This window comes from Georhizobium profundi (assembly GCF_003952725.1).
GTDB classification, from domain to species: domain Bacteria; phylum Pseudomonadota; class Alphaproteobacteria; order Rhizobiales; family Rhizobiaceae; genus Georhizobium; species Georhizobium profundi.
The window spans coordinates 1636650-1662170 of sequence record NZ_CP032509.1 but is presented as its reverse complement, the minus strand read 5'-3'; the positions used below and the strand labels follow the sequence as shown (position 1 = coordinate 1662170).

Here is a 25521-nt window from a genome sequence, read left to right as displayed (position 1 = left end):
GAAGCTCCGATCGAATGAAGATGTTCTTCGTAATCCTCGTCGTCGTCATCGGCCTCATCGTTCTTGCGGCCATCGTCTATGGTCGCGAACGCATCTGGGAACGCATGACCGGACCGGCGGATCTCGGCCGCTACGATTTCACGCAAGGCCGGCGCAGCGGTTCGCCCAACGATGCCCTTGCGTGCACCGAGGGCGCCTGCACTGCGCCCGACATCACGATCGCGACGCCGGACGGGTCGCCGGCCGAGATCGTTGCCCGGCTTGCCGAACGGCTCGCAGCCATCGAAGCGCATGTGCGTCGGATCGATGATCGCAGCAATCCCCTCTATGCCCGCTTCGTCATCTACACGCCGTTGATGCGCTTCCCCGACACGCTGGACATCGAAGTCACTGAACATTCGGATGGCGCACCCGCCATCCGCGCCTATTCCCGCTCGAAACTGGGGCGATCGGATCTCGGCACGAACAGGAAGCGGCTGGAAGAGCTTTTCGGCGTCAGGTGAGCAGGCGCTACTGCGCAGCCGGCCAGACAAGCGGCCAGGACTCTGGGCCGTCGCCATAATCGCCGTCGCAGTCGTCCTTCACGCGCTGTTCGACAAGCGTAAGCGAGGGGCCGTACCCGTCGTTCTCCACGGACCAGACCGACAGCGTTCCACAATCGCCGATGCCGCGGCCCTTGAAGAAGGATGTGATCCGGTCGGTCGTCTGATCGAAATCGATGTTGTAGGCGAAGGGCTCCGATTGCGGGCCATCCTCGCCCATCACCGGAAAATCCCGTGCGCGCAAGGTGGCTAGTTCACCGCCGATATAGACCGCATAGGGGAAATTGTAGGCGCCGCCGAGACCGCAGGGCAAAAGCAGCATCACGCCCTCATCGCCGCGATCCACGAGCACGCCTTCCATCGCGGCGAAGCGGTCGTCATCGAGGCCGCCGCAATAGCCCGTGTCGTCGGTGAAATCCGCGGCGATATGGGCCGGCAGTTCGTCGAACGAGGTGATCGCACTGATCGGAGACGAGGCCGGCGGCTCGCGATCGCCGATGGCCTGCAGCGCATCTGTGCGCTCCAGGCGGTCCTGACTTTCGTCGATGAAGAGCAGCGACGCGGTGACGCCCGAAAGCGACACTTCGGTGATCGCCGATGGATCGTCGGACGAAATAGAAACAGTCATCTCGGTACCGTTCTTCATGGCCTCGATCAGGCTGCGCAGAACGGCATCGTCTTCAAAGTGAAGCTCGGAATAATCCTCGCGCTGCTCCGCCTCGGCAAATTCGAGCGAGAGGGCCGGGCCGTCCGTGATCTCGATGTCCATGCGGGCGCTTGCGTCCGGAAGCGTCTCCCGAAAGCCGACGGTGAGTTCCACCGGGGCATCCGGCGCGTTGCTGCGGCTGAACGTGAACGCATAGAACGGCGCGTCATCCGGCAGGGTCGGCGTCAGCCGGCAGGTGAGCGCAGAGGAGCAGTTCACCTGCCAGTCGCGAAACTCGCGATATCCGGAGGCGACTGCAGCCTCCGTAAGGATGAAAAGCCCGACTGCGGCGAGCGAAAGGTGCTGTAAGTGGGCCTTTTTCATCCAGCAGATCCTCGGCGTGGCGACGATAATGCCGCGCGTCTTGCAGCGGCTTTCACCAACTGTTAGCGCAAGTGCGGGCGATAGCAATCCGACTCCTGTCGTCGTCCTGCCCCTCTCCTTCCCGCTGGCTTTTGATGTCCCGTCTGCTTGCCAATTCCATCCTGCTGACCGCCGGCGCCATTTGGGGCATGGGCTTCGTGGCGCAGTCGACCGCGATGGACGCGATCGGTCCGCTGCTGTTCGTCGCCCTGCGTTCCGCCATCGCCATGCTGGTGACGCTTCCCTTCGCGATCGCCGAAGGTCGAAGGGCGGCAGACGGCCCCGTCATCGCCTTCAGCCCGGGCTTCGTGCTTGCCGGCCTCGCTCTTTTTGGCGGCATCGTCTTCCAGCAGATCGGACTGGTGACCACGACCGTCACCAATTCCGGATTTCTGACCGGCCTTTACGTGGTCTTCGTTCCCATTCTCATGACGGTGATCCTGAGGCGGCCGCCGCATCCCGTCGTGTGGCCGGGCGCGATCCTCGCCTTTGCCGGCCTCGTGCTCCTCTCCGATGGTGCGCTCACCTCGCTCCGGCCGGGCGACCTCTTCACCATTCTCGCCGCAGTCTTCTGGGCCATGCAGGTGATCCTCGTCGGCCGGCAGGCATCGATGACCGGCCGACCTGTTGCGCTGGCCTTCGTGCAGTTCAGCGTCTGCACCCTGCTTGGTCTTGCCGCAGCGCTTGTCTTCGAACCCATCGAGTGGAGAGCGATCCAGGCAGCATTGCCCGAGATTCTATATGCAGGCGCCATCGCGAGCGGCCTTGCCTTTACCCTGCAGGCCATCGGCCAGCGATACGCCTCGCCCGCCACTGCCGCCATCCTGCTGTCGACCGAAGTGCTTTTTGCCGCCCTTTTCGGCGCCGTGCTGCTCGGCGAAACCATCGGCAGCCTCGGCTATCTTGGTGGCCTCCTCATCTTCGTCGCCATCCTGCTCATCGAAGTCCTGCCTGCGCGTCAGGCTCGAAACGCTGCCGCCTCCAGTTGATATTCCGCAAGAAACTTTCACTTGCGAATTTCAATGAGTTCAATCAGTCTTCCCATTGTTCGGACCCGTCGCGAACGAAGGAAAGATGCGTTCCGGAGACGCAAGAATCCTCCGGGCGGAAAGACTTGACCTTGCTTTTCGAAAGCATTGGCAGCCGCAACAACACGAACACTTTTCCTCTCATGACCGATCGAGACCGAGGCATGCCCCATGCATGCAGTGGGGTCGTTCAAGCATGGCCGCGCGCCACCCAGCGGGCGGCGGAAAAAGGGACTGCGTAGAATGCCCGAGACCGGTACAGTCAAATTCTTCAATTCCGAAAAAGGCTTCGGCTTCATCAAACCCGACAGGGGCGGCGCCGACATCTTTGTCCATATCTCCGCCGTGCAGGCCTCCGGCTTGTCGGGATTGGCCGAGAACCAGAAGGTCAAGTTCGACACCGAGCCCGATCGACACGGGAAAGGGCCGAAAGCGGTGAACCTCGCCGTAGACGGCTGATCAGACAGCTCGAGGCCAAGTGCTTGCGGACATGAAAAGCTCCCGGCCATGCGTGGCCGGGCATCTCTCCGCTCATAAAAATCGTGCGGCGGAAAGCTCACGAAATTCGTTCAGCCAGCGTTCAGGCAGCACCCGATAAATTCTCATCATGCCCAGCGCTTCCAAAGGCTGCGGGGTTCTGTTCAGGAGCGAGGCTCCTTGGGGATCAAGACCATGAAGAAATTGTCGCAGATGCTTGTTTTTGGTGTCGCCGCAGCGGCGACCCTCTTCACCACGCTGGCTCCGGCTGAAGCAGGCCATCGTCATTGGCACAACCGTGATCGCGGCGATGCCGTTGCGCTCGGTGTGCTGGGTCTCGCCGCCGGCGCCATCATCGGCGGGGCGATTGCCGACAGCAACAACAACCGCCGCGTCTATATCGATCCGGCGCCGACCTATTACCCGCCGCAGCCGACCTACTACCCGCCGGCACCGAGCTATCAACCGGCCTTCCGGCCTGCGCCCGTCTATCACCCGGCGCCGGCCTATCACCCTGCCCCGGTTTACCGGCCAGTCGTCAGCCAGGGTTATCAGCCCTGGAGCCCGGCCTGGTACGACTATTGCTCTCGCCGTTACCGGTCCTTCGACCCCTCCTCAGGCACGTTCGTGGGCTATGATGGTCAGGAGCGCTTCTGCGTGGCCAACTAACGATCGATCGAACGCCTCAACGAAAAGGCCGGTTCGCGAGAACCGGCCTTTTCGTTTTTGTGGGTCAAAGACCCTTCAGATAGGGATTGGTCAGGCGTTCCTCGCCAATGCGACCGCCGGGCCCATGGCCGCACAGAAAGCCGAAATCGTCGCCGAGCGGCAGCACCTTGTCCTTGATCGATCGAAGGAGGGTTTCATGGTCGCCGCCCGGCAGATCCGTCCTGCCGATCGAGCCGCGAAACAGAACGTCGCCGACATGAGCGATCTTCGCTTCGTCATTGACGAAGATGACGTGGCCAGGCGCGTGCCCCGGACAATGGCGCACGGTGAAGACATGACCGCCGGCGCTCACGCTCTCGCCATCTTCGAGCCAGCGATCGGGTGTGCAATTGCGCACCGGATCGTCGACGCCAAACCGGCGGCCCTGCTCTTCCAGACCCTCGAGCAGAAAGGCATCGTCTTTGTGGGGACCGATGATGTCGATGCCGAGTGCTTCTTTGAGCTCCATGGCACCGCCCGCGTGGTCGATATGTCCGTGCGTCAGCCAGATCGCCTCGATCACAAGACCGTTCTGCGCGATCACTTCCTGGATCTTGTCCACCTCACCACCCGGGTCGACAACGACACCGCGCTTGGTCTCGCTGTCGAAGAGGATCGTGCAATTCTGCTGAAATGCCGTGACCGAGATGATGCCTGCCTGAAGTTGTCCCATAAGCGAAACCCTTGTTGTTGACGCGGGCTAGCACCTCGCGCTCCATGTGAAAAGGGCCGCCTCTGAGAGACGGCCCATAGATCGCAATCTCGAAAAACGTGTGCTTAGAGTTCCATCAGCTCACGCGTTCGCGCACCGCCGAAGCCGGCAACGGCCGAAATCCCGGCGCCGATGAGGCAGGCCAGAAACGCCCAGAGCGACGCGCTGGAAATCGCATCGGCGGCCTGAGCGGCCTGCTCGCGCGCCTGCGCTTCAAGCTGCTCGATCTCTGTGCCGAGACCCTGGACCGACTGGATAGCGGCATCGACCTGTTCGCGCACGGACGTCGAGAACTCTTCGTAACGGGCAATCGCCTGGTCGGTCGCCTGCTCGGCCTCCTGCTGGGTCATGTCGGTGTTTTCAGTCAGCGAAGCAACGATCGCATTGCGGTCGATCTCTTCGCCGAATCCTTCGAGACGCGTCTGCAGGTCGGTGCCGAGGTTTTCGAGAACCGCTGCATACTCGGTGGGATTGCTGCGAAGCGCTTCGAAAGCGTCGGCAACGTCGGCCCGCGCGCCCTCGAGCTCTTCACCGATCGCTTCCGGCTGAAGTGCCTCGATGTCGGTGTCCTGGAGAAGCTCACGAATGTCGGCGGCCGCACCTTCCGCGTCCACATCGGCGAATTGGTCTTCGTCGAAATTGGTAACGACGGCGGAAATCGCATCACCGCTGAGGCCAGCCGTGGTGGAAATGGCCGAGCCGGTCAGCGAGGCGACCGAGCCGATCGCCGAGCCTGCGAGCTGCGCCGCACCGCTGATGGCGAATGCCGAAAGAACGACAGCGGCGATCAGGGCCGTCGCCCAGGACAGAAGACCGTGGACCCAGCCAGCCTGCAGCGAGAGGTAACCTGCAACGAAACCGCCGGCGGCAAGGCTGATGAAGAGCGACAGAACGGACCAGATCCCGAACCCGACACCAATGCCGCCGAGCGGATCGTTCGACTGGGGATCTACGGCGCCAAAGCCAAGACCGGCGCCCAGAAGGGAAAGGAGAATGGAAACGGCAATCACAGTTACTGTGCCGCCGAAAATGCTGCCCCACGAAGCGACGGGGGTTACAACACCGTGTCGATCAATCATCTGAGTTTTCCATGATAGAGAAAGCGGCGCCGAGGGCGCAGCATCACTCCCAAAAACGAAGATCACTCAGAAAATGTTCCGCCGGACCACGTCCCGTGATCCGGCGTAATGGCACAATATTCGAGCTGCCCTATTCGGCGGCGAGACGTTTCGGCTGCACTTCGGCAGCGTAGTCGTTGACGAGATTGGTCGCGATTTCACCGACGGTAAAGCTGTAGGGCCCGATTTCGGAAACCGGCGTCACTTCCGCCGCCGTGCCAGTCAAGAAGCACTGCTCGAAGCCTTCCAGCTCTTCCGGCATGATCGCCCGCTCTACCACTTCGTAGCCGCGGCGCTTGGCCAGATCGATGACCGTGCGGCGCGTGATGCCGTCGAGGAAGCAGTCGGGCGTCGGCGTGTGGATGACGCCATCCTTGACGAAGAACACGTTGGCGCCCGTCGCCTCGGCGACTTGGCCGCGCCAGTCGAGCATCAGGGCGTCGGCGTAGCCCTTCTTCTCGGCTGCGTGCTTCGACAGGGTGCAGATCATGTAAAGGCCGGCAGCCTTCGACTTGGAGGGAGCCGTGCGCGGATCAGGCCGGCGGTACTCCGCCATGTCGAGGCGGATGCCCTTCAGCTTCTCTTCCGGCTTGAAGTAGCTCGGCCACTGCCAGATGGCGATCGCGACATTGATCCGGTTGGCCTGGGCCGAAACGCCCATCATTTCCGAACCGCGCCAGGCGATCGGGCGCACATAGGCGTCCTGGAAGCCCTGCATTTCGAGAAGCTTGATGCAGGCATCATCGATCTCGGCAACGCTGTAGGGAATGTCGAAACCGAGGATCTCGCCGGACTTGATCAGGCGTTCGGTGTGTTCGGTCAGCTTGAAGATGCGCCCGCCATAGGCCCGCTCGCCCTCGAACACCGACGAAGCATAGTGGAGGCCATGCGTCAGCACGTGAATCTTCGCGTCCTTCCAAGGCACGAATTCGCCATTGAACCAGATGTGACCATCGAGTTGATCGAAAGGAACGGAAGCCATCGTGTTTCCTCCGCCGCGCCGGAGCTCTTGTGGATCGGTTGCGGCTCTAGTTGTGGACGCCCATCTGCATGAACCCGGCTGCGCGTCGAACCCGGCCGGTGCAGTGTGAGGCAGAACGAAAAGCTAGCAATCCGGTAAAAATATGTCAATATGCCTGACATATCTGAAAGGATCGAACGCGACGATGGCACCAGGCGCAACAAAACCGCAAGCCGCCGAGGCAGGCAAAAGCCAGGCATCCGATCTCGCATCCATCGATACGGAACTTATCGAGCTTCTGTTTTTCGCCTATCGAGACTTCACGTCGGACCCTGACCAGATCCTCCAGCGCATCGAGTTTGGGCGGGCGCACCACCGTGTGCTCCACTTTGTCGACCGTCAACCAGGGCTGACTGTTGCCGATCTCCTCGACACGCTGCGCATCACGAAGCAGAGCCTCGCACGCGTGCTGAAGCAGTTGGTCGATTCAGGCCACATCCATCAAGTCATGGGCGCTGAAGACAGGCGGCAGCGGAAGTTGTATACGACCGAAAAAGGGCGCAAACTCGCACTCGATCTGGCAAAGCCACAGTCTCGCCGTATCGCGAAGGCATTGCGCGATCTGCCCGCCGGGAGCCGCGAAACGGTCGTGAGTTTCCTGCGCGGCATGCTGGATGGGGGCAAGTAGCGACCGGCGGTGGACCTTTGCCGCCGCCCGGCGCGCAGAGGATGTGAGAGGTACTGCGTGACACAAAATCCATCGCCTGAACCGATTTCCGACGATGCTGCCCATCTGCTCGTCGTGGATGACGACACCCGCATCCGCGATCTCCTCAAGCGCTATCTCTCCGAACGCGGCTTCCGCGTCACGACCGCAGCCGACGCTGCGGAAGCGCGCCGCAAGCTCGAGGGCATCGATTTCGATCTGCTCATCCTCGACGTGATGATGCCCGGTGAATCCGGCGTCGATCTCACGCGCAGCCTGCGGGCCGTAAAGGACGTGCCGATCCTCATGCTGACGGCGTTGACGGAAGCCGACAACCGGATCGAAGGCCTCGAAGCCGGTGCGGACGACTATCTGCCGAAGCCGTTCGAGCCGCGCGAACTGGCACTGAGGGTCAGCAACATCCTGAAGCGCGGCGCACAGCCGGCAACGCCCAAGATCGAACAGGTGGTCTTCGGCCCTTACACCTTCGTGATCACCAAGCGCGAGTTGAAACGTGCCGGCGAGCCGATCCGCCTCACCGACCGCGAGCAGGAGATCATGACGCAGTTCGCCGAACGCGCCGGTGAAACGATCCCACGCCATGAACTCGTCGGCTCCGACGCCGAGGTTGGCGAACGCACGATCGACGTGCAGATCAATCGCCTTCGCCGCAAGATCGAGACCGATCCTGCAAACCCCATCTGGCTGCAGACCGTCAGAGGCATCGGCTATCGCCTGAGCGTGGAATAGACGGAGGCTTGGCCGATGGGTCGGCACGAGAGACAGCCGACCGATGCGGCACAGGCACCGTCGCAGGCGGGCCTGAGCCAGCACGCCTTGTCCGTGAGTGCGCTGGAGGACCGCCGCCCCGTGAGCGGCTTGCGCCGCGTGACGCGCTGGCTCAAGCGGCGCGTGCCACGCGGTCTCTACGCACGCGCTCTCCTGATCATCATCCTGCCGATGGTGATCCTGCAGTCGGTGATCGCCTTCAACTTCATGGAGCGGCACTGGCAGACCGTGACGCAACGTCTCTCGACGGCGGTGACGCGCGACATCGCGGCGATCATCGACGTCATCGAGACCTATCCGCAGACAGCGGACCACGCCGAGATCATTCGCATCGCGCGTGAGCGCCTGGCGCTCAACATCGCCATCGAGCCGCCGGGAGACCTGCCCCCACCCCGGCCGAAGCCGTTCTTTTCGATCCTCGATCGCATCCTGTCTCAGGAACTGTCGCGCCAGGTGCGCCGTCCCTTCTGGATCGACACCGTTGGCAATTCCGATCTCGTCGAAGTCCGCATCCAGATGGACAATTCGATCCTCAGGATCTTCGCGCGACGCAGCCAGGCCTATGCGTCCAACACCCATATCTTCCTGCTCTGGATGGTGATCACGTCGCTCGTTCTGCTCGCCATCGCCATTCTGTTTCTGCGCGGCCAGATCCGGCCGATCCTGAAGCTTGCGGAAGCGGCTGAGCATTTCGGCAAGGGCCAGAAGCTGTCCGGTTTCCAGCCGCGCGGTGCCGACGAGGTGAGACGCGCGGGCCAGGCCTTCATCCAGATGCGCGAGCGCATCGAGCGACAGATCGAGCAGCGCACGGCGATGCTATCGGGCGTCAGCCACGATCTGCGCACCATCCTCACGCGCTTCAAGCTGCAACTGGCCTTCCTGGGCGATGGCCCGGAGGTCAAAAGCCTCAACCAGGATGTCGAGGACATGCAGTTGATGCTGGAAGGCTATCTCTCCTTCGCCAAGGGGGAAGCGGAGGAAGACATCGGCACGCTGAACATCGAAACCCTGTTCGGCCGTATCCGCGACGAGGCGGCACTGCTCGAATCCGGCATCATGATCTCGATCGAGGGAGATCCGCTGGTCAACGTCCGGCCGAACGCCTTCTCGCGGCTCGTCCACAACCTCACGTCGAACGCGTTTCGATATGCCGACAATGTGCGCCTCACAGCGGTCCACGGGCCGCGATGGCTGACGATCACGGTCGATGACGACGGCCCCGGTATTCCGCTGAAGGCGCGCGAGGATGTCTTCAAGCCGTTTTTCCGGCTGGATGAAGCGCGAAATCTCAACGAGAGCGGCACCGGGCTCGGCCTCGCCATCGCCCGCGACATCGCACGCAGCCATGGCGGCGACGTGATGCTGGACGACAGCCCCATCGGCGGCCTGCGCGCAATCATCCGCGTCCCGGCGTGACAGACGCGACCTGAACCGTCAGGCAGCTCGAGGATACGGACCGCTTCGGACGCGGTTGCGCCCCTCGGTCTTGGCCCGGTAGAGCGCGTCATCGGCAACGGCGATCAGCGCATCTATCGGCTGGCCGCGCTCCGAGCTCACCGTAACGCCGGCGCTCACGGTGGCAGCGATGCTGCGACCCTCGGCGGCGAAAAGTTGCGCCGCCAATTCGTGCCGGATGCGCTCCGCGATTGCGACCGCCGTCCGCTGGTCGGCATCCTGGAGAATCACGCAGAACTCCTCGCCCCCGAACCGGGCCGCAATGTCTGTCGAACGGATATTCGCCCTCATCACGCCTGCAAATCGCGACAGCACGACATCGCCCACCCCGTGGCCGTAGAGATCATTGATCGCCTTGAAGCGATCGAGGTCGAAGACGATGACGGCCGAGCGGGCATTTTGCGTGACAGCGCCATAGCGCTCCGCCAGCCCGCGCCGGTTCAAAAGGCCGGTCAGCGGGTCGGTCTGTGCCTGAAGATGATGATAGCGCGCGATACGCGACTGGTTGACGCCGAGCGATAGCGCGCCGATGCCGGTGAGGCCGATGATAGCAACGATCGAATTCAGGTCTTCAGCCCAGTTGGAAGGCCGCTCGGTCAGGACCCACCGCTCCTCCGCAACAAGGACGAAGCCGCAGAGGAAGAACGAGATCGCAGTGGCGACGTAAAGCATGGCGCCGGTCGTCATGGCGAGCGGCACTTCCTTACGGCCGGTCCAGTATTCTCTTGCGATCAAAAGCAGGATCACGCCGATCATCACGTTACCGACGATCGTCCCGATGCCGGAGTAACCGAGAAGAAAGGCGACGGTGGTTGGTGCGACACCCGCGAAGACGGCAAACCCGACCAGACGCCAGTTGGCGCGCCCGGTTCGAAACTGCATCGACCCGCCATAGATCAACCCGAACCCCGAGAGAAAGGCCATGAACGAGGCCCACTGCAGGGGTTCATTGTAGCTTTCGTCGAGCATCGCAAACAGGATCACGCCCACCACGATGGCTGCCAATCCGCCCGACCAATTCAGCAGGAAGAGATCGGCGCGCGACCCCATCCAGGCGCCCAGCAGGGTGAGACACAATGCAGCGCCGGAAAAACCGATCGCTGCAAGAAGTGACACTTGATCGAAACCCATACCCACGCCCTGCCCGTTGACGGCGTCACCTTTGAGGATGAAACCCTAAGACGACGTCAACCGAAATGGACACTCTCCGGATGTTGCCGAGATTTGAGCTGCGTGGTGGCGAAAAGGTTAAGGCAGAGGTTGAGTTGTATCAGAACAGGCGGCCGCCATTCGGCACGATCTTGTCGACTGCTGCCAGCACGACCTGACCTTCTTCATCCGGCAATCCGAGCGTCAGCACTTCCGAGCGCATCGGGCCGATCTGTCGCGGTGGGAAGTTCACCACCGCGATGACCTGGCGTCCAACGAGCTCACCGGGCTCATAATGCTTGGTGATCTGCGCCGACGACTTCTTGATGCCGAGCGGCCCGAAGTCGATCCTGAGCTTGATCGCCGGCTTGCGTGCCTCCGGAAACGGCTCTGCTTCCACGATCGTGCCAACGCGGATATCGACTTTTTCGAAGTCGCTCCATGCGATCTCGGCACTCGTCTCTTCGCTCATCATTCGCTCTTGGACAGTTCTTCGGATCGGTTCTTGGCGGCTGCAACGGCCCGGTCGAAGAGGGCCTGCATCGCGCCGTCTTCCATCAGCACGGAGAGCGCCGCCGCAGTGGTGCCGTTGGGCGAGGTTACGTTCTTGCGGAGCGTCCCGGCATCATCGGATGAACGATGCATCAGTTCCCCGGCACCGGAGACGGTGGCCCGCGCAAGGCGCATCGCCAGATCTTCCGGAAGGCCGGCCTTGCGGCCAGCTTCTGCGATGCATTCAACCAGATAAAACGCATAGGCCGGCCCGCTGCCCGAGACAGCCGTGACCGCATCGATGAGCGCTTCGTCGTCCAGCCATTCCACCGGACCGGAAACGGCGAGCAACGCATCGACCGCAGATTTCTGCCGGTCATCGACGGCGTGCGTCGGAACGGCCGCAGTAATGCCCCGCCCGACCATGGCCGGCGTGTTCGGCATGGCGCGCACGACTGCTTCCGCTCCCAGCCCCTCGCGAAGAGTGTCGATCGTCGTGCCGGCAGCGACCGAAACGACAACCGTTCGTGCATCGACAAGGGGACGCAGGGTCGGCAGCACTGCCGCCATGGCCTGCGGCTTGACCGCGACAAAGAGGATGCCGGCCTTCACGTCACCGGAAGCGGCCGCATCGATCTGGATGCCCGATGCCTCGCAATAGGCCGACATCGCTGGAGATGGATTTGGATCGACGATGCGGATATCCGCGCCCGACAGGCCGGCGGCGACCCAGCCGCGCAGCATGGCGCCGCCCATATTGCCTGCGCCAACGAGGACGACAGGCCCGTGTGCTGCGATATCTCCGATCGCCAAGGCCTCAAGCCTCGCCGACGGTCTCGAACAGAACCGTTTCCAGAGCGCTCTTCGCTTCCATGCCGGACCAGACCACGAACTGGAAAGCCTGGAAATAGATCTCGCAAGTCTCGAGCGCGCTCGAAAGCAGCACTTCCACCTGCTGGTTGGTCGGCTCCGCACCGCCGGCCAGCAGCAGCGACTGACGGAAGATCACGACGTCTTCCTGCTCCCACAGATCGAAATGGCCCATCAGCACCTGGCTGTTGACCAGCGACAGAAGCCGCACGACCTCGGTGACGCGGCTCGGCGCAACCTTCATGTCGAAGGCGCAGGCCAGATGCAGCGCCTCGAACTCTTCCATCCAGGAGAAGGAGATGTGGTAGTCGGACCACTTGCCTTCGACTGTCATGGCGATTTCGTCTTCGCCTGAGCGTTCGAACGACCATTGGTTCGTCGCAGCTACGAACTCGATCATATCGACCGGATTCGTTGCGCGTTCGAAGCTCACTTCCTGAAGGCTCATGCCACACCCTTTGTCAGCCGGAACCATCGCACCCGTATCCCTCTCATCAGGAAACCGCGGCGCTTATGCGACAGTCTTGCCGGACCTACCCCTTGGACGACGATCCGTGTTCACCAAGCGCATCATGCGCCAAGCCGAACTCAAAGAGCCCGTTTCGAATCATCATTAAAAATCAGTCTATAACGGGAGATTGCTTGCGCCAGCCCTGTCACGGCGGAGGATGGAAATGGGGTGTGGACAGTTCCTGCCAGACAGATTCAGCGGTGAGTCATAACTGACTCTGCCGCCTCGTCTTTTTCCCTCCGGCCGGAGCCGGAAGGGCATGATTAAAAATCTATGGATAAGTGTGTCGACGACCCGCGGCATGTCCCGGGCCAGCACCGATGATCCAGCGACGATCAGCCGATCTTGTCGGTCGTGCCCGTCGCGGTCGTGCCTGTGGCGGTCGTGCTCGACGCGAGTTTGCCTTCGAGGGCTTCGATGCGCTTGAGGAGACGCTCGTTCTCGTCGCGCGCCTTGATCGCCATGTCGCGCACGGCCTCGAATTCCTCGCGCTTGACCACGTCCATCGTGTTCAAGACGCGTTCGGCCTGGCTGCGGAATGCCGTTTCGAATTCCTGCCGCACGCTTTGCGCCGTGCCGGCGGCGTCGGTCATCAGCTTGGCGAATTCGTCGAGGATTCGGTTCGATCCGGAGGCCATGAAGTACCCTTTCTGTCTCTGTCAGGCCGACCACGACCTTTAAGCCTTCGAACTAGGAGCGCGAGGCCCTAAATTCAAGCGAATAGAGGATGGTCGGGACGTTTGTGTCTCGCGCCTTGACCACACCACGTTCCACCGTCATCTTCCGCCCGCCATCAACCAGGGTTCCGAGAGCTTGGACTATCTCCTGACACCGCTTGCGGTCCTCCCCTTCCCGACGATCGATCCCGTCATCGTGCAGATCGGCCCGATTGCCGTTCGCTGGTACGGACTGGCCTATGTGGCCGGCATCATCCTCGGCTGGATCTATGCCCGCAGGCTCGTCGCGAACGAGCGTCTGTGGCCGACAGGCCGGGCGCCCATGACGCTGACGGATCTCGATGACTTCCTGTTGTGGGCGGCGGTCGGCATCGTCGCCGGCGGGCGCATCGGTTATGTGCTGTTTTACGATTTCGCGAGTTTCCTCGCGAACCCCCTGTCGATCTTCGCCGTCTGGACCGGGGGCATGTCATTCCATGGCGGCTTCCTCGGCACGACGATCGCGATCATCCTGTTTGCGCGATCGCGCCAGATCCCGGCCTGGACGCTGCTCGACACCGTGGCTGCCGTCGTTCCGGTCGGCCTTCTGTTCGGACGCCTCGCGAACTTCATCAATTCGGAGCTCTGGGGACGGCCGACGGACGTGCCATGGGCGTTCGTCTTCCCGACAGGCGGACCGGAGCCGCGCCATCCAAGCCAGCTCTACGAGGCAGCGCTTGAAGGCGTCGTGCTCTTCGTCGTGATCTGGCTGCTCATCCATTTCGGCCGCAAGCTGAAGCAGCCGGGCTTCATTGCCGGCACGTTCGTCGCCGGTTATGCGGCCTCGCGCATTTTCGTGGAGTTCTTCCGCGAACCGGACGCTCATATCGGCTACCTATCGGGCGGCTGGCTGACCATGGGCATGCTGCTGTCGTTGCCGATGCTCGCTGCTGGCCTGTGGGCCATGGCCACGGCTGGTGGCCGCAAGGCGGCTTCGACCAGTGGCGCTCCATCCTGACATGAGCGGGCGCCCACCGCGCAAGACACCACTTGCCGACAAGATCGTCCGCCTGATCGAAACGGGCGGACCGCTCAGCGTCTCCGACTACTTCCATATATGCCTGTCCGATCCGCAACACGGCTATTACATGACCCGCGAGCCGTTCGGTGCGTCTGGTGATTTCATTACCGCACCGGAGGTCACGCAGCTTTTCGGCGAAATGATCGCGATCTTCCTGCTCGGCGGCTGGCAGGCGGCCGGAATGCCTAGACCGGTGCGCCTGGTGGAACTGGGACCGGGCCGCGGCACGCTGATGAAGGACATGCTGCGCACGATCCGCAAGGTGCTGGGCGCCGACATGGCCGGCTGGAGCGCCCACCTCGTGGAGACGAGCCCGCGGCTTCGCGCCATCCAGGCCGAAACGCTGCGGGATTATGCCGATCGCTGCTCATGGCACGAGCGCCTCGAAGATGTGCCGAAGGGGCACATGCTGCTTGCCGCCAACGAGCTGTTCGACGCGCTTCCGATCCGGCAGTTCGTCAAATCCGGATCGGCCTTTCGCGAAAAGGTCATTGGCCTCGACCTGGCAGGAGAGCTCACCTTCGGCATCGGACCGGCGGTAATCGAGGCAAGCGCTCTCCCTCATGACTGGGAAAGCCAGCCTGAGGGCACCGTGTTCGAAGCCTCGCCCATTCGCGAAGCGTTCATGGCCGCGCTCGCGACGAAACTTCGCGCTCAAGGCGGGCTTGCCGCTGTCATCGACTACGGTCATCGCGTGGCGGGTTTCGGCGACACCCTGCAGGCCATGCGCAACCACGCCTTTGACGATCCGCTGGCGCATCCCGGCGAAGCCGACCTGACCAGCCATGTGGATTTCGCGAGCCTTAGCGCCGCTGCACAGGCTTCGGGCGCACACGTGCTCGGCCTGACCTGCCAGAGCGACTTTCTCCTCGGCCTTGGTCTACTTGATCGCGCGGGCCGGCTCGGTGCGGACAAGGACCGGGAAACGCAAAAGGCGATCGAAGTTGCGGTGGACCGTATCGCAGGGACGGGGCCAGGGCGGATGGGCGAATTGTTCAAGGTGCTTGCGATCTCCGGCCAGCCGATGGATTTCGCTCCCTTTGCACGCTTCGGCGAACCCGCCGCCAAGGGCCGCTGAGCTTGATGATTGACAGACTGCCGAGCCGTCGCCACCATCGCCGCGCTTCGACCAAGGGACGGGACGATTGATGCTTGCCACTTCACCACCCCAGCCGATCGAGAGCGATCTGATCGCGCAGGCGACGAGCGGAACCCCTATCAGACATGGGTTTTTCACCCGCCACGGCGGTGTTTCCCAAGGGATCTATCAGGGCCTTAATGTGGGCCTCGGCTCCAATGACGAGCGGGATGCAGTCATCGAGAATCGCGTGCGTGTCTGCGGCCATTTCAACCGGTCGATCGACGATCTCGCCACGCCGCATCAGATCCATTCGCCGGATGTGGTTGTCGCCACCGGCTCTTTCGGGGACGAGCGCCCGAAGGCGGACGCCGTGGTCACCAACATCCCCGGCGTCGTCATCGGCGTCTTGACGGCCGATTGCGGACCCATCCTGTTCTGCGACCCGGATGCAGGCGTCGTCGGAGCGGCACACGCAGGTTGGCGCGGCGCCCTGACCGGCGTGCTGGAAAATACGATCGCCGCCATGGAGAACCTTGGTGCCGACCGTCGGTCGATCCGAGCAAGCCTCGGCCCATCCATCAGCGTGCGCAATTACGAGGTCGGCCCGGAGTTCGTGGAGCGTTTCACAGACGCTGATCCCGACAACCAGCGCTTTTTTGCCGATTCCGATCGTGCCGGGCATGCCATGTTCGATCTGCCGGCCTACACGCTTCACCGTTTGAAGCGGGCCGGCGTCGCGGCAGAATCGACCGGCCACTGCACCTATGAAGACGAGGCCGCCTTCTTCTCCTATAGGCGCACCACCCATCGCGGCGAGCCGGACTACGGTCGGCAGATCGCAGCGATCGCAATCACGGAGTAACCCCCATGGCCCCGCGCTTTGCCCCGGAAGAATATTCCGGCCGTCTCGAACGGTTGCTCATGGCCATGAAGGAGGAGCGGCTCGACGCGCTGCTTTTGTTTGCCCAGGAGAGCATGTACTGGCTGACCGGTTACGACACCTTCGGCTTCTGCTTCTTCCAGAGCCTGATCGTGAAGGCCGATGGGCAGATGAGCCTTCTGACGCGCTCGGCCGATCTTCGTCAGGCACGCCACACGTCCACGATCGAGAACATCACCGTGTGGACCGATCGCGCCAACGCCGATCCGACGGTGGAACTGAAGAACCTGCTCGACGAGATGGACCTGCTCGGCGCGCGCATCGGCGTCGAATACGACACGCACGGGCTGACCGGAACGAACACGCGCCGACTGGACAACCAGCTCCAATCCTTCGGCAAGATCATCGATGCATCCTACGTCGTCAGCAATCTGCGCCTTACCAAGAGCCCGGCCGAGATCGTGCATGTGCGCAAGGCGGCAAAGCTCGCCGATGCCGCGCTCGACGCGGCCTTGCCGCTGATCGAGCCCGGTGCACGCGAAGCGGATCTGTTGGCTGCCATGCAGGGCGCCGTACTGGCTGGCGACGGCGAGTATCCCGGCAATGAGTTCATCATCGGCTCGGGCGACGATGCCCTGCTCTGCCGCTCCAAATCGGGTCGTCGCAAGCTCAACAAGACCGATCAACTGACGCTCGAGTGGGCCGGCACCAGCGCGCGCTACCATGCCGCCATGATGCGCACGATCATGATCGGCAAGCCCAAGCAGCGCCACATCGAGCTTTTCGACGCCTGCCTCGATGCGATCCAGCAGATCGAGCCGGTGCTGACGACGGGTCACACCTTTGGCGAGGTTTTCGACGTTCATGCCAGGGTGATGGATGAGCGTGGCCTTGCCCGTCACCGGCTGAACGCTTGCGGCTACTCGCTCGGCGCGCGCTTTGCGCCGTCATGGATGGAACACCAGATGTTTTACCAGGGCAGCCCGCAGCCGATCGAGCCGGACATGTCGCTCTTCGTCCACATGATCATCATGGACTCCGACGCAGGCGTCGCCATGACGCTCGGGCAAACCTATCTGACGACGCCGGGCGCGCCGGAAGCGCTGTCCAAACATAAGCTTGAACTTATTCAGCGTTGACTTGGCCGAACGCCCCGAACCATAAGTTGGCCCGGGGCTGCACTTGTGTGCCCAGCTGCAAACGGGACGTTGAGACGACAGGGATAACGGCATGAGGCGTGCTCCCGGACCGATCCGGATCATCTTGGCGCTCGGCCTCTTTGCCGGGCTGGCCGCCTGCACATCGACCGATGGCCCTGTTGCCGCCATCGAGACAGCCGGTCAAAGCAGCAATCCGACCAGCCCGATCGAAATCGACGCTGCGACCTACGCGACACCGGCTGGCGAAGGCGATGGTGCCGAGCTCGCCCTTGTCCCACCGACCTCAGACCAGTCCGCCACGCCGACAATCCGCTTCATGCCGATCATCGGTGCTCCGCTGGAAGCCGTGACACCGATGTCACGCCGCTTGCGCACCGAAGCGGGACGGCTGGGCCTGACTGTCCTGCCTTTCCAGGACGAAACCAGCGCCTACGTGCTGAAAGGCTATTTGTCGGCCGAGCGCGGCGAGACCACCAACACGGTCTATTACGTCTGGGACGTGCTCGACGGCAGCGGCAACCGTCTCCACCGCATTCGCGGCACGATCGAAGCCGAAAAGCCGAGCCAGGCAGGCGCGACGTCCTGGGATGACATCCCGAGCGCAGCCATGGAGAGCGTGGCTGAGCAGAGCCTTCAAGCCTTCACACTGTGGGAAAGCCAGCGGCAGGGCTGATCCTTGGCGAACAATCTGCCGCCGCGGCTTGCAATCGAGACGAGACTGGCTAAAAGGCCGGCAACGGCGCGCAGCACGGGCGGACAATCATGAAAATCTTCGCGGGCAATTCCAACAGGATGCTTGCCGACTCCATCTGCACCTATCTCAATCTACAACTCGGCAAGGCCAGCGTCCGCCGCTTCGCGGACCAGGAAATCTTCGTCGAGATCCAGGAGAACGTGCGCGGCGAAGACGTCTTCGTCGTCCAGTCGACCTCCTACCCCGCCAACGACCACCTCATGGAACTGTTGATCATGATCGACGCGTTCCGCCGGTCGTCGGCCCGCCGCATCACCGCGGTGCTCCCCTATTTCGGCTATGCCCGCCAGGATCGCAAACCCGGTCCGCGCACGCCGATCTCGGCAAAGCTTGTGGCCAATCTGATTACCCATGCCGGCGCCGATCGCGTTCTGACGCTCGATCTCCACGCTGGCCAGATCCAGGGCTTCTTCGATATCCCGACCGACAACCTCTACGCCGTGCCGATCCTCTCGCGCGACGTGAAGGAACACTACGATCTCTCGAACATCACCGTCGTGTCGCCCGACGTCGGCGGCGTGGTGCGTGCCCGCTCGCTGGCAAAGCGCCTCGACGCGCAACTCGCCATCGTGGACAAGCGCCGCGACCGGCCCGGTGAGTCCGAAGTGATGAACGTGATCGGCGACATCGTCGGCCGCGACTGCCTGCTGATCGACGACATCGTCGATTCCGGCGGCACGCTCTGCAACGCGGCCGAAGCGCTGTTGAACCAGGGCGCGACGAGCGTCACCGCCTACATCACCCACGGCGTGCTGTCCGGCGGCGCGGTCGCCCGCGTCACCTCCTCCAAGCTGAAAGAGCTGGTCATCACCGACAGCATCCAGCCGTCGCCAGCGGTCCAGGCGGCCCACAACATCCGCGTCATCACGACGGCGAACCTGATCGGCGAAGCCATCAACCGCACCGCAGCGGAAGAGTCGGTCTCCAGCCTCTTCGACTGATCAACATTCCGATCGCTTTAACGAAAAAAGGCCGGGCGATGCGCCCGGCCTTTTTCACGATTGGACCGTGGAGAGCTCCTACTCCGGCAAGATCCGCACCGCGCCCTTATCGGCGCTCGATGCGAAGGCGGCGTAGGCCTTGAGCGCGGTTGTGACGTTGCGCTTGCGCGGTGCCGCCGGCTTCCAGCCGAGCTTGTCCTGTTCGGTGCGACGCGCAGCGAGCTCGTCTTCGGAGACGGCGAGATTGATCGTCCGGTTCGGGATATCGATCTCGATCATGTCGCCGTCCCGCACCAGCCCGATCATCCCGCCCTGCGCCGCTTCCGGCGATGCATGGCCGATGGAGAGACCGGACGTGCCGCCCGAGAAGCGGCCATCGGTGACGAGCGCACAGGCCTTGCCGAGGCCTTTCGACTTCAAATAGCTCGTCGGGTAGAGCATTTCCTGCATGCCGGGCCCACCTTTCGGGCCTTCGTAGCGGATGACGACGACGTCACCGGCCTTCACCTCATTGCCGAGAATGCCCTTCACCGCTGCATCCTGGCTTTCGAAGACGACTGCCGGCCCGGTGAATTTCAGGATCGACTCGTCGACGCCCGCCGTCTTCACGATGCAGCCGTCGAGCGCGATGTTGCCCTTGAGCACGGCCAAGCCGCCATCCTTGGAGAAGGGATTGGCGACGGAGCGGATGACGCCGTTTTCGCGGTCGATGTCGAGCTCTTCCCAACGCGCCTCCTGGCTGAAGGCCACCTGGGTCGGAATGCCACCGGGTGCCGCGCTGAAGAACTTCCGCACCGTCTCGCTCGAGGTGCGGCCGATGTCCCAATGGTCGATCGCATCGCCGAGCGTCGCGGCATGCACGGTCGGACTGTCGCGATGGATGAGCCCACCCTTTTCCAGTTCGCCCAGGATGGACATGATGCCGCCTGCCCGGTGGACGTCTTCCATGTGCACATCCGACTTCGCCGGCGCCACCTTCGACAGGCACGGCACCTTGCGCGACAGCTGGTCGATGTCGTCCATGGTGAAATCGATCCCGCCCTCGTGGGCGGCGGCGAGGATATGCAGCACGGTGTTGGTCGAACCGCCCATGGCGATATCGAGCGACATGGCGTTTTCAAAGGCCCGCTTGTTCGCGACATTGCGCGGCAGGACGCTTTCGTCCTCCTGCTCGTAATAGCGCTTGGCGATATCGACGATAAGGTGACCGGCCTCCACGAACAGCCGCTTGCGATCCGCATGCGTGGCGAGCGTGGAGCCGTTGCCCGGCAGCGAGAGGCCGAGGGCTTCGGTCAGGCAGTTCATCGAATTGGCCGTGAACATGCCTGAGCACGAGCCGCAGGTCGGGCAGGCGGAGCGTTCGATCGCCTTGACGTCTTCGTCGGACACGCTGTCGTCGGCTGCAGCCACCATCGCATCCACGAGGTCGAGCGCCTTCACCTTACCGTTCAGCACCACCTTGCCGGCTTCCATTGGCCCGCCGGACACGAAGACGGCAGGGATGTTGAGGCGCATGGCAGCGTTCAGCATGCCCGGCGTGATCTTGTCGCAGTTGGAGATGCAGACCATGGCGTCCGCGCAATGCGCGTTGACCATGTACTCCACGCTGTCGGCGATGATCTCGCGCGACGGCAGCGAATAGAGCATGCCGTCATGGCCCATGGCGATGCCGTCATCGACCGCGATCGTGTTGAACTCCTTGGCGACACCGCCGGCGGCCTCGATTTCGCGCGCGACGAGCTGGCCGAGATCCTTGAGGTGCACGTGGCCCGGCACGAACTGGGTGAAGGAGTTCACGACCGCGATGATCGGCTTGCCAAAATCGCCGTCCTTCATGCCGGTGGCGCGCCAGAGGCCGCGCGCGCCGGCCATGTTGCGGCCATGGGTCGTGGTGCGGGAGCGATATGCGGGCATGATTATTTCAATCCGTGTCAGTGTCAGGAAATGCCGTTGCGTAATTCGGGCCGCACCTTCGGTCAAGCATCCGGCTTTGTCCACCGATGGAGCGGAATTTCCGCTGCCGGATCTTCAGCCGAGCGTGAGAACCACGCCCGCGGCTGCAGCCGCTCCGAGAACGAGAAAGATGTTGAGGTGAAACCGGATGAGCGCAATGCCGGCGGCGACCGCGATGGCAAGAGCCGCAATATCCAGCGCCGCCGGATCGAACGAAGGGAGCGAGAACGGGCCCCAATCGACACTCGACGTTTCGCCAAAGAGAACCTGCAGGCCGAACCAGACGGCAAGATTGGCGATAACGCCCACCACGGCTGCCGTGATGGCAGAAAGTGCTGCCGAAAGCCATTTCACGCCGCGCAGGCGCTCGATGTAAGGCGCGCCGACGAAGATCCAGAGGAAGCAGGGAATGAACGTGAAGAAGAGCGCTGTCGTGCCGCCGAGAATGCCGCCCGTGACCGGATCGAGACCGGACATGCGCGATGCGCCCAGGAAGCCGACGAAAACGAGCACGAGAATGAGCGGCCCCGGCGTCGTCTCAGCCAGTCCCAGGCCCGTCAGCATCTCGTCCGGCCGCAGCCAGCCATAAAACTCAACCGCCTGCTGCGCCACATAGGCAAGCACCGCATAGGCCCCGCCGAATGTGACGATCGCGGTTTGCGAAAAGAACAGAGCCTGATCCGCAAACACCTGCGCTCGCCCGAAGAAAACGAGCAGCAGAGCAAGCGGCCCGAGCCAGATTGCGCCCCAGATGGCGAGCGTCTTCAGGGTCGCCGACACCGGCACGCGCGGTTCCGGAAGCACCACATCCGTTGCATTATCCGGACCTGCACCCGAGAGGCGATGACGAAGGATACCCACAAGGCCTGCGGTCGCGATGATCAGCGGGAACGGCACCTGCAGAAACGCTATCGCCACGAAAGCGGCAACCGCGATGGCATAGGCGAAGCGTCCGTGCAGCGCGCGCTTGGCGACCTTGATCATTGCTTCCAGCACGATTGCGAGAACCGCTGCCTTCAGGCCGAACAGCAACCCATCGACGATCGGGACATCGCCCAGCGTGATGTAGAGGATCGAAAGCCCCAGCAGCACGAAAAAGCCGGGCAAGACGAAGAGAAGCCCAGCCAGAAGTCCGCCGCGGACACCTTTCAGAAGCCATCCCGAATAGGTCGCGAGCTGCATGGCCTCGGGGCCGGGCAGCAGCATGCAGAAATTCAGCGCATGAAGGAACTGCGGCTCGGACAACCAGCGTTTTTCATCGACCAGAATGCGATGCATGAGCGCGATCTGGCCCGCAGGCCCCCCAAAGGAGAGAAGCCCGATCTTGCCGAAGGTTTGAAAGAGCTCGCCCATCTCGACGGTTGGCCGTTCGGCAGCGAGATTGTCGCTGGTCATCGTCGATCGCTGCACTGTCATCGTCGCGGTCCTGATAAGATGCGTTTTACTCAGGCGCCCATGCCGCGCCCGTGTAACAGTTCCGTGTCGTTCTACCGGCCGCAGCCTTGATCACAAGGCAAGGCTTTTCAAAATTTGACGTATGGCCGCGAAAGCCGCCCGTGCTTGCGCTTTTTCCACCTGTCGGTTATAGACGCGCCGTCCGCGTAGACACCCTTGGAGGCAACGCGGATGGATCTCTCGACATGAGCGGTTCCACGTTCCGCGACTTTCCTGAAATGGAAAGGCGGGGCGCTCCAGATCATACCTCGAAAGGAAATGCCATGAGCGACACATACGAGCTCAAGGCCGAGGCGCGCGAACGGGTTGGTAAGGGGTCCGCCCGTGAACTCCGCCGCAACGGCAAAGTCCCTGCAGTCATCTACGGTGACAAGCAGCCCCCAATGGCCATCACGCTTCCCTCCAAGGAAGTGACGCTGAAGATCCGTGGCGGTGGTTTCATGACCACGGTTGCAACGATCGACGTGGATGGCAAGAAGATCCAGGTTCTCCCCAAGGACTACCAGCTGGATCCCGTCCGTGACTTCACCATGCATGTCGACTTTCTGCGCGTCGGCAAGAACACGGTCGTCACGGTCGAAGTCCCGGTTCATTTCGAAAACGAAGAAGCCTCGCCCGGCATCAAGCAAGGCGGCGTCCTCAACGTCGTGCGCCACACGGTCGAAGTTCACTGCCCGGCAAACAAGATCCCGGACGCTTTTGTTGCAGACCTCACCGGTCTCGAAATCGGCGACGGCATCCACATCTCCAACATCACCCTTCCGGAAGGCGTCGAGCCGACGATCACCGATCGCGATTTCACCATCGCAACGATCGCTGCTCCGGCTGTCCTGACGGCCGAGGAAGAAGCTGAAGGCCAGGAAGCGCCGGAAGCCGATGAAGTCGAAGCCATCGAGCAGAACGACGAAGCAGAAGAAGAAGGCGGCGAAGAGAAGTAATTCTTCTTGTCCCTGTTGTCTTTGGGTCGGCCCGGACGCTTGGCGCTCCGGGCCGATCGCTTTATACGACCTTGAAACAGCCGCAAGGTAAGGATCACGCGCATGCTGGTGATTGCAGGGCTCGGAAATCCCGGTTCGCGCTATCAGGCAAACCGCCACAATATCGGCTTCATGGCCGTCGACGCGATCGCGCGGGCTCAGGGCTTTTCCGGCTGGTCGAAGAAGTTCAAGGCCGAGATCGCGGAGGGCGAGATCGGCGGCGAGCGGGTTCTGCTGGTCAAGCCGCAGACCTTCATGAACCTGTCGGGCGAATCCGTTGGCGAGGCCTTGCGCTTTTACAAGCTCGGCCCGGATGCGCTGACCGTGATCTATGACGAGCTCGACCTTGCGCCCGGCAAGGTTAGGATCAAGACCGGCGGCGGCCATGGCGGCCACAACGGCATCAAGTCGCTCGATGCGCATGTGGGCAAGGACTACCGCCGCGTGCGCCTCGGCATCGGCCATCCGGGCGCGAAGGAGCTCGTGCACAACCATGTGCTCGGCGATTTTGCGAAGGCGGATGCAGTCTGGCGCGATCCGCTGCTCGATGCGATTGGCACCCATGCGGGGCTTCTCGTCTCAGGCGACGATGCCGGCTTCATGAACAAGATCGCCACCGCGATCGGCAGCTCTTCGGAAAATACCGGCGATGCGCCTTCCGCAAAGACTTCAGGCGCTGGCAAGGCAAAAAGCCACATCCGACAGGCCAACCGCCCCATGGGCACAAATCAGCCGGTTTCCGGCCCGATGGCAGACATGCTGAAGCGGCTCTTCGGCAACAAGAACGGCGAGTGACGGTGAAAGCGGTTGACGATCGTCGACCCCTTCCCGCATACGCCACCCAATCATCTTTTAAGCAATAGCGGACGCACCATCCATGGGTTTCAAATGCGGCATCGTCGGACTGCCCAATGTCGGCAAGTCGACGCTTTTCAACGCGCTGACCAAGACGGCGGCAGCCCAGGCAGCGAACTATCCGTTCTGCACCATCGAGCCGAACACCGGCGAAGTTGCAGTGCCCGATGAGCGGATGCGCAAGATCGCGGCGATCGCGAAGTCGAAGGAGATCATCCCGACGCGGATCTCTTTCGTCGACATCGCTGGCCTCGTGCGCGGCGCCTCGAAGGGCGAAGGCCTCGGCAACCAGTTCCTCGCCAACATCCGCGAAGTGGATGCCATTGTCCACGTGCTGCGCTGCTTCGAGGATGACGACATCACCCATGTGGAAGGCCGGATCGATCCGGTCGCCGATGCCGAAACAATCGAGACGGAGCTGATGCTCGCCGATCTGGAGAGCCTCGAGCGCCGCACCGAACAGACCCGCAAGCGCGCAACCGGCAAGGACAAGGAAGCCGCTCTGCTCCTGCCGATGATGGAAGCGTCGCTGAAGCTTCTGCAGGAAGGCAAGCCCGTGCGCCTGCTGCTCGAGGGCATGGCTGCGGAAGACCTGAAGATCTTGCGCACGCTCAACCTTTTGACCTCGAAGCCCGTGCTCTACGTTTGCAACGTCGCCGAAGGCGATGCGGCGGAAGGCAACGCGCACACGAAGGCTGTCGCCGAGATGGCTGCCGCCCAGGGCGCCGAGGCAGTGGTCATCTCCGCCGCGATCGAGTCGGAAGTGGCCCAGCTGCCGGAAGCCGAAGCGCGCGAATTCCTCGACGCCATGGGCCTCGAAGAGCCCGGCCTCGATCGCCTCATTCGCGCGGGCTACCGCCTGCTCGAGCTCATCACCTATTTCACGGCCGGCCCGAAGGAAACGCGCGCCTGGACCGTGAAGCGTGGTTCCAAGGCCCCCCAGGCCGCCGGCGTCATCCATTCGGACTTCGAGCGTGGCTTCATCCGCGCACAGACGATCGCCTATGACGACTATGTCGAGCTCGGCGGCGAAGTGCCCGCCAAGGAAGCCGGCAGGGCGCGCGACGAAGGCAAGGAATATGTCGTTCAGGACGGCGACGTTCTCCTGTTCCGCTTCAACACGTAAGCGACCGCCAGACCC

At 62.6% G+C, this 25521-nt stretch carries 27 protein-coding genes; 16 read left to right on the top strand and 11 right to left on the bottom strand.

What is annotated here, in order from left to right:
* The first annotated feature begins 14 nt into the window (after positions 1-14).
* On the top strand, positions 15-503 hold the full coding sequence (locus D5400_RS07740) for a DUF1499 domain-containing protein (protein WP_126009221.1): 489 nt from the start codon (positions 15-17) through the stop codon (positions 501-503).
* A 7-nt stretch (positions 504-510) separates the two neighbouring features.
* On the opposite strand, the gene D5400_RS07735 is transcribed toward D5400_RS07740, so the two are convergent.
* Complete coding sequence (locus D5400_RS07735; RefSeq protein WP_126009219.1) at positions 511-1572, bottom strand: DUF1176 domain-containing protein; 1062 nt, start codon at positions 1570-1572, stop codon at positions 511-513.
* A 134-nt stretch (positions 1573-1706) separates the two neighbouring features.
* Here D5400_RS07735 and D5400_RS07730 point away from each other — a divergent pair, with 134 nt between their 5' ends.
* From D5400_RS07730 to D5400_RS07720, 3 genes are all read left to right on the top strand, one after another.
* Positions 1707-2600, top strand: a complete 894-nt coding sequence (locus D5400_RS07730) for a DMT family transporter (RefSeq protein ID WP_126009217.1) — start codon at positions 1707-1709, stop codon at positions 2598-2600.
* 282 nt (positions 2601-2882) lie between these two features.
* Positions 2883-3098 (top strand): cold-shock protein, encoded by a 216-nt coding sequence (locus tag D5400_RS07725; RefSeq protein WP_126009215.1) that lies wholly within the window; start codon positions 2883-2885, stop codon positions 3096-3098.
* Between the two features lie 213 nt (positions 3099-3311).
* Positions 3312-3785, top strand: a complete 474-nt coding sequence (locus D5400_RS07720; protein ID WP_126009213.1) for a BA14K family protein — start codon at positions 3312-3314, stop codon at positions 3783-3785.
* A gap of 64 nt (positions 3786-3849) precedes the next feature.
* Here D5400_RS07720 and D5400_RS07715 read toward each other — a convergent pair whose 3' ends face one another.
* The 3 genes from D5400_RS07715 to D5400_RS07705 form a co-directional block, all read right to left on the bottom strand.
* Positions 3850-4497, bottom strand: a complete 648-nt coding sequence (locus D5400_RS07715) for an MBL fold metallo-hydrolase (RefSeq protein WP_126009211.1) — start codon at positions 4495-4497, stop codon at positions 3850-3852.
* A gap of 104 nt (positions 4498-4601) precedes the next feature.
* Positions 4602-5615, bottom strand: coding sequence for a coiled-coil domain-containing protein (locus tag D5400_RS07710; RefSeq protein ID WP_126009209.1), 1014 nt, complete (start codon positions 5613-5615; stop codon positions 4602-4604).
* A gap of 130 nt (positions 5616-5745) precedes the next feature.
* Entirely contained in the window at positions 5746-6636 is an 891-nt protein-coding gene (locus D5400_RS07705; protein WP_126009207.1) for a branched-chain amino acid aminotransferase, read from the bottom strand.
* A 184-nt stretch (positions 6637-6820) separates the two neighbouring features.
* Between D5400_RS07705 and D5400_RS07700 the strand changes: the two genes are divergently transcribed.
* The 3 genes from D5400_RS07700 to D5400_RS07690 all read left to right on the top strand — a co-directional run bounded on the left by D5400_RS07700 (position 6821) and on the right by D5400_RS07690 (position 9526).
* Positions 6821-7303, top strand: coding sequence for a MarR family winged helix-turn-helix transcriptional regulator (locus D5400_RS07700; protein WP_126009205.1), 483 nt, complete (start codon positions 6821-6823; stop codon positions 7301-7303).
* Positions 7304-7360: 57 nt separating this feature from the next.
* Positions 7361-8071, top strand: a complete 711-nt coding sequence (locus D5400_RS07695; RefSeq protein ID WP_126009203.1) for a response regulator — start codon at positions 7361-7363, stop codon at positions 8069-8071.
* 120 nt (positions 8072-8191) lie between these two features.
* On the top strand, positions 8192-9526 hold the full coding sequence (locus D5400_RS07690) for an ATP-binding protein (RefSeq protein WP_425364917.1): 1335 nt from the start codon (positions 8192-8194) through the stop codon (positions 9524-9526).
* An 18-nt stretch (positions 9527-9544) separates the two neighbouring features.
* On the opposite strand, the gene D5400_RS07685 is transcribed toward D5400_RS07690, so the two are convergent.
* From D5400_RS07685 to D5400_RS07665, 5 genes are all read right to left on the bottom strand, one after another.
* Entirely contained in the window at positions 9545-10696 is a 1152-nt protein-coding gene (locus D5400_RS07685; protein WP_126009198.1) for a GGDEF domain-containing protein, read from the bottom strand.
* 139 nt (positions 10697-10835) lie between these two features.
* The gene (locus D5400_RS07680) at positions 10836-11186 is read right to left on the bottom strand and encodes a tRNA-binding protein (protein WP_126009196.1); all 351 of its coding nucleotides are present in this window, start codon (positions 11184-11186) and stop codon (positions 10836-10838) included.
* Positions 11186-11962 (bottom strand): pyrroline-5-carboxylate reductase, encoded by a 777-nt coding sequence (proC, locus tag D5400_RS07675; RefSeq protein WP_126012934.1) that lies wholly within the window; start codon positions 11960-11962, stop codon positions 11186-11188. Before proC ends, D5400_RS07680 begins: the two co-directional genes overlap by 1 nt.
* Positions 11963-12023: 61 nt before the next feature.
* Positions 12024-12524 carry a type III secretion system chaperone family protein gene (locus D5400_RS07670; protein WP_126009194.1) on the bottom strand — a complete coding sequence of 167 codons (501 nt, stop codon included), beginning with the start codon at positions 12522-12524 and terminating at the stop codon, positions 12024-12026.
* A 398-nt stretch (positions 12525-12922) separates the two neighbouring features.
* Positions 12923-13225, bottom strand: a complete 303-nt coding sequence (locus tag D5400_RS07665) for an accessory factor UbiK family protein (RefSeq protein WP_126009192.1) — start codon at positions 13223-13225, stop codon at positions 12923-12925.
* Between the two features lie 175 nt (positions 13226-13400).
* Here D5400_RS07665 and lgt point away from each other — a divergent pair, with 175 nt between their 5' ends.
* The 6 genes from lgt to D5400_RS07635 all read left to right on the top strand — a co-directional run bounded on the left by lgt (position 13401) and on the right by D5400_RS07635 (position 19140).
* Positions 13401-14261, top strand: coding sequence for a prolipoprotein diacylglyceryl transferase (gene lgt / locus D5400_RS07660; RefSeq protein ID WP_126009190.1), 861 nt, complete (start codon positions 13401-13403; stop codon positions 14259-14261).
* A gap of 1 nt (position 14262) precedes the next feature.
* Positions 14263-15402 (top strand): class I SAM-dependent methyltransferase, encoded by a 1140-nt coding sequence (locus D5400_RS07655; RefSeq protein WP_126009188.1) that lies wholly within the window; start codon positions 14263-14265, stop codon positions 15400-15402.
* A gap of 70 nt (positions 15403-15472) precedes the next feature.
* Positions 15473-16267: a peptidoglycan editing factor PgeF gene (gene pgeF, locus D5400_RS07650; RefSeq protein ID WP_126009186.1), complete on the top strand. Its 795-nt coding sequence runs from the start codon at positions 15473-15475 to the stop codon at positions 16265-16267.
* Positions 16268-16272: 5 nt separating this feature from the next.
* On the top strand, positions 16273-17424 hold the full coding sequence (locus tag D5400_RS07645) for a M24 family metallopeptidase (RefSeq protein ID WP_126009184.1): 1152 nt from the start codon (positions 16273-16275) through the stop codon (positions 17422-17424).
* 91 nt (positions 17425-17515) lie between these two features.
* Positions 17516-18118, top strand: coding sequence for a hypothetical protein (locus D5400_RS07640; RefSeq protein ID WP_126009182.1), 603 nt, complete (start codon positions 17516-17518; stop codon positions 18116-18118).
* A gap of 89 nt (positions 18119-18207) precedes the next feature.
* A complete protein-coding gene (locus D5400_RS07635; protein WP_126009180.1) occupies positions 18208-19140 on the top strand; it encodes a ribose-phosphate pyrophosphokinase in 933 nt (310 codons plus the stop codon).
* 78 nt (positions 19141-19218) lie between these two features.
* On the opposite strand, the gene ilvD is transcribed toward D5400_RS07635, so the two are convergent.
* On the bottom strand, positions 19219-21054 hold the full coding sequence (gene ilvD, locus D5400_RS07630; protein ID WP_126009178.1) for a dihydroxy-acid dehydratase: 1836 nt from the start codon (positions 21052-21054) through the stop codon (positions 19219-19221).
* Between the two features lie 114 nt (positions 21055-21168).
* Complete coding sequence (gene chrA, locus D5400_RS07625) at positions 21169-22488, bottom strand: chromate efflux transporter (RefSeq protein WP_205665572.1); 1320 nt, start codon at positions 22486-22488, stop codon at positions 21169-21171.
* Between the two features lie 323 nt (positions 22489-22811).
* Between chrA and D5400_RS07620 the strand changes: the two genes are divergently transcribed.
* The 3 genes from D5400_RS07620 to ychF all read left to right on the top strand — a co-directional run bounded on the left by D5400_RS07620 (position 22812) and on the right by ychF (position 25506).
* Complete coding sequence (locus D5400_RS07620; RefSeq protein ID WP_126009174.1) at positions 22812-23486, top strand: 50S ribosomal protein L25/general stress protein Ctc; 675 nt, start codon at positions 22812-22814, stop codon at positions 23484-23486.
* 102 nt (positions 23487-23588) lie between these two features.
* Positions 23589-24320: an aminoacyl-tRNA hydrolase gene (gene pth, locus D5400_RS07615; protein WP_126009172.1), complete on the top strand. Its 732-nt coding sequence runs from the start codon at positions 23589-23591 to the stop codon at positions 24318-24320.
* 82 nt (positions 24321-24402) lie between these two features.
* Positions 24403-25506, top strand: a complete 1104-nt coding sequence (ychF, locus tag D5400_RS07610; RefSeq protein WP_126009170.1) for a redox-regulated ATPase YchF — start codon at positions 24403-24405, stop codon at positions 25504-25506.
* The last annotated feature ends 15 nt before the right edge of the window (positions 25507-25521 follow it).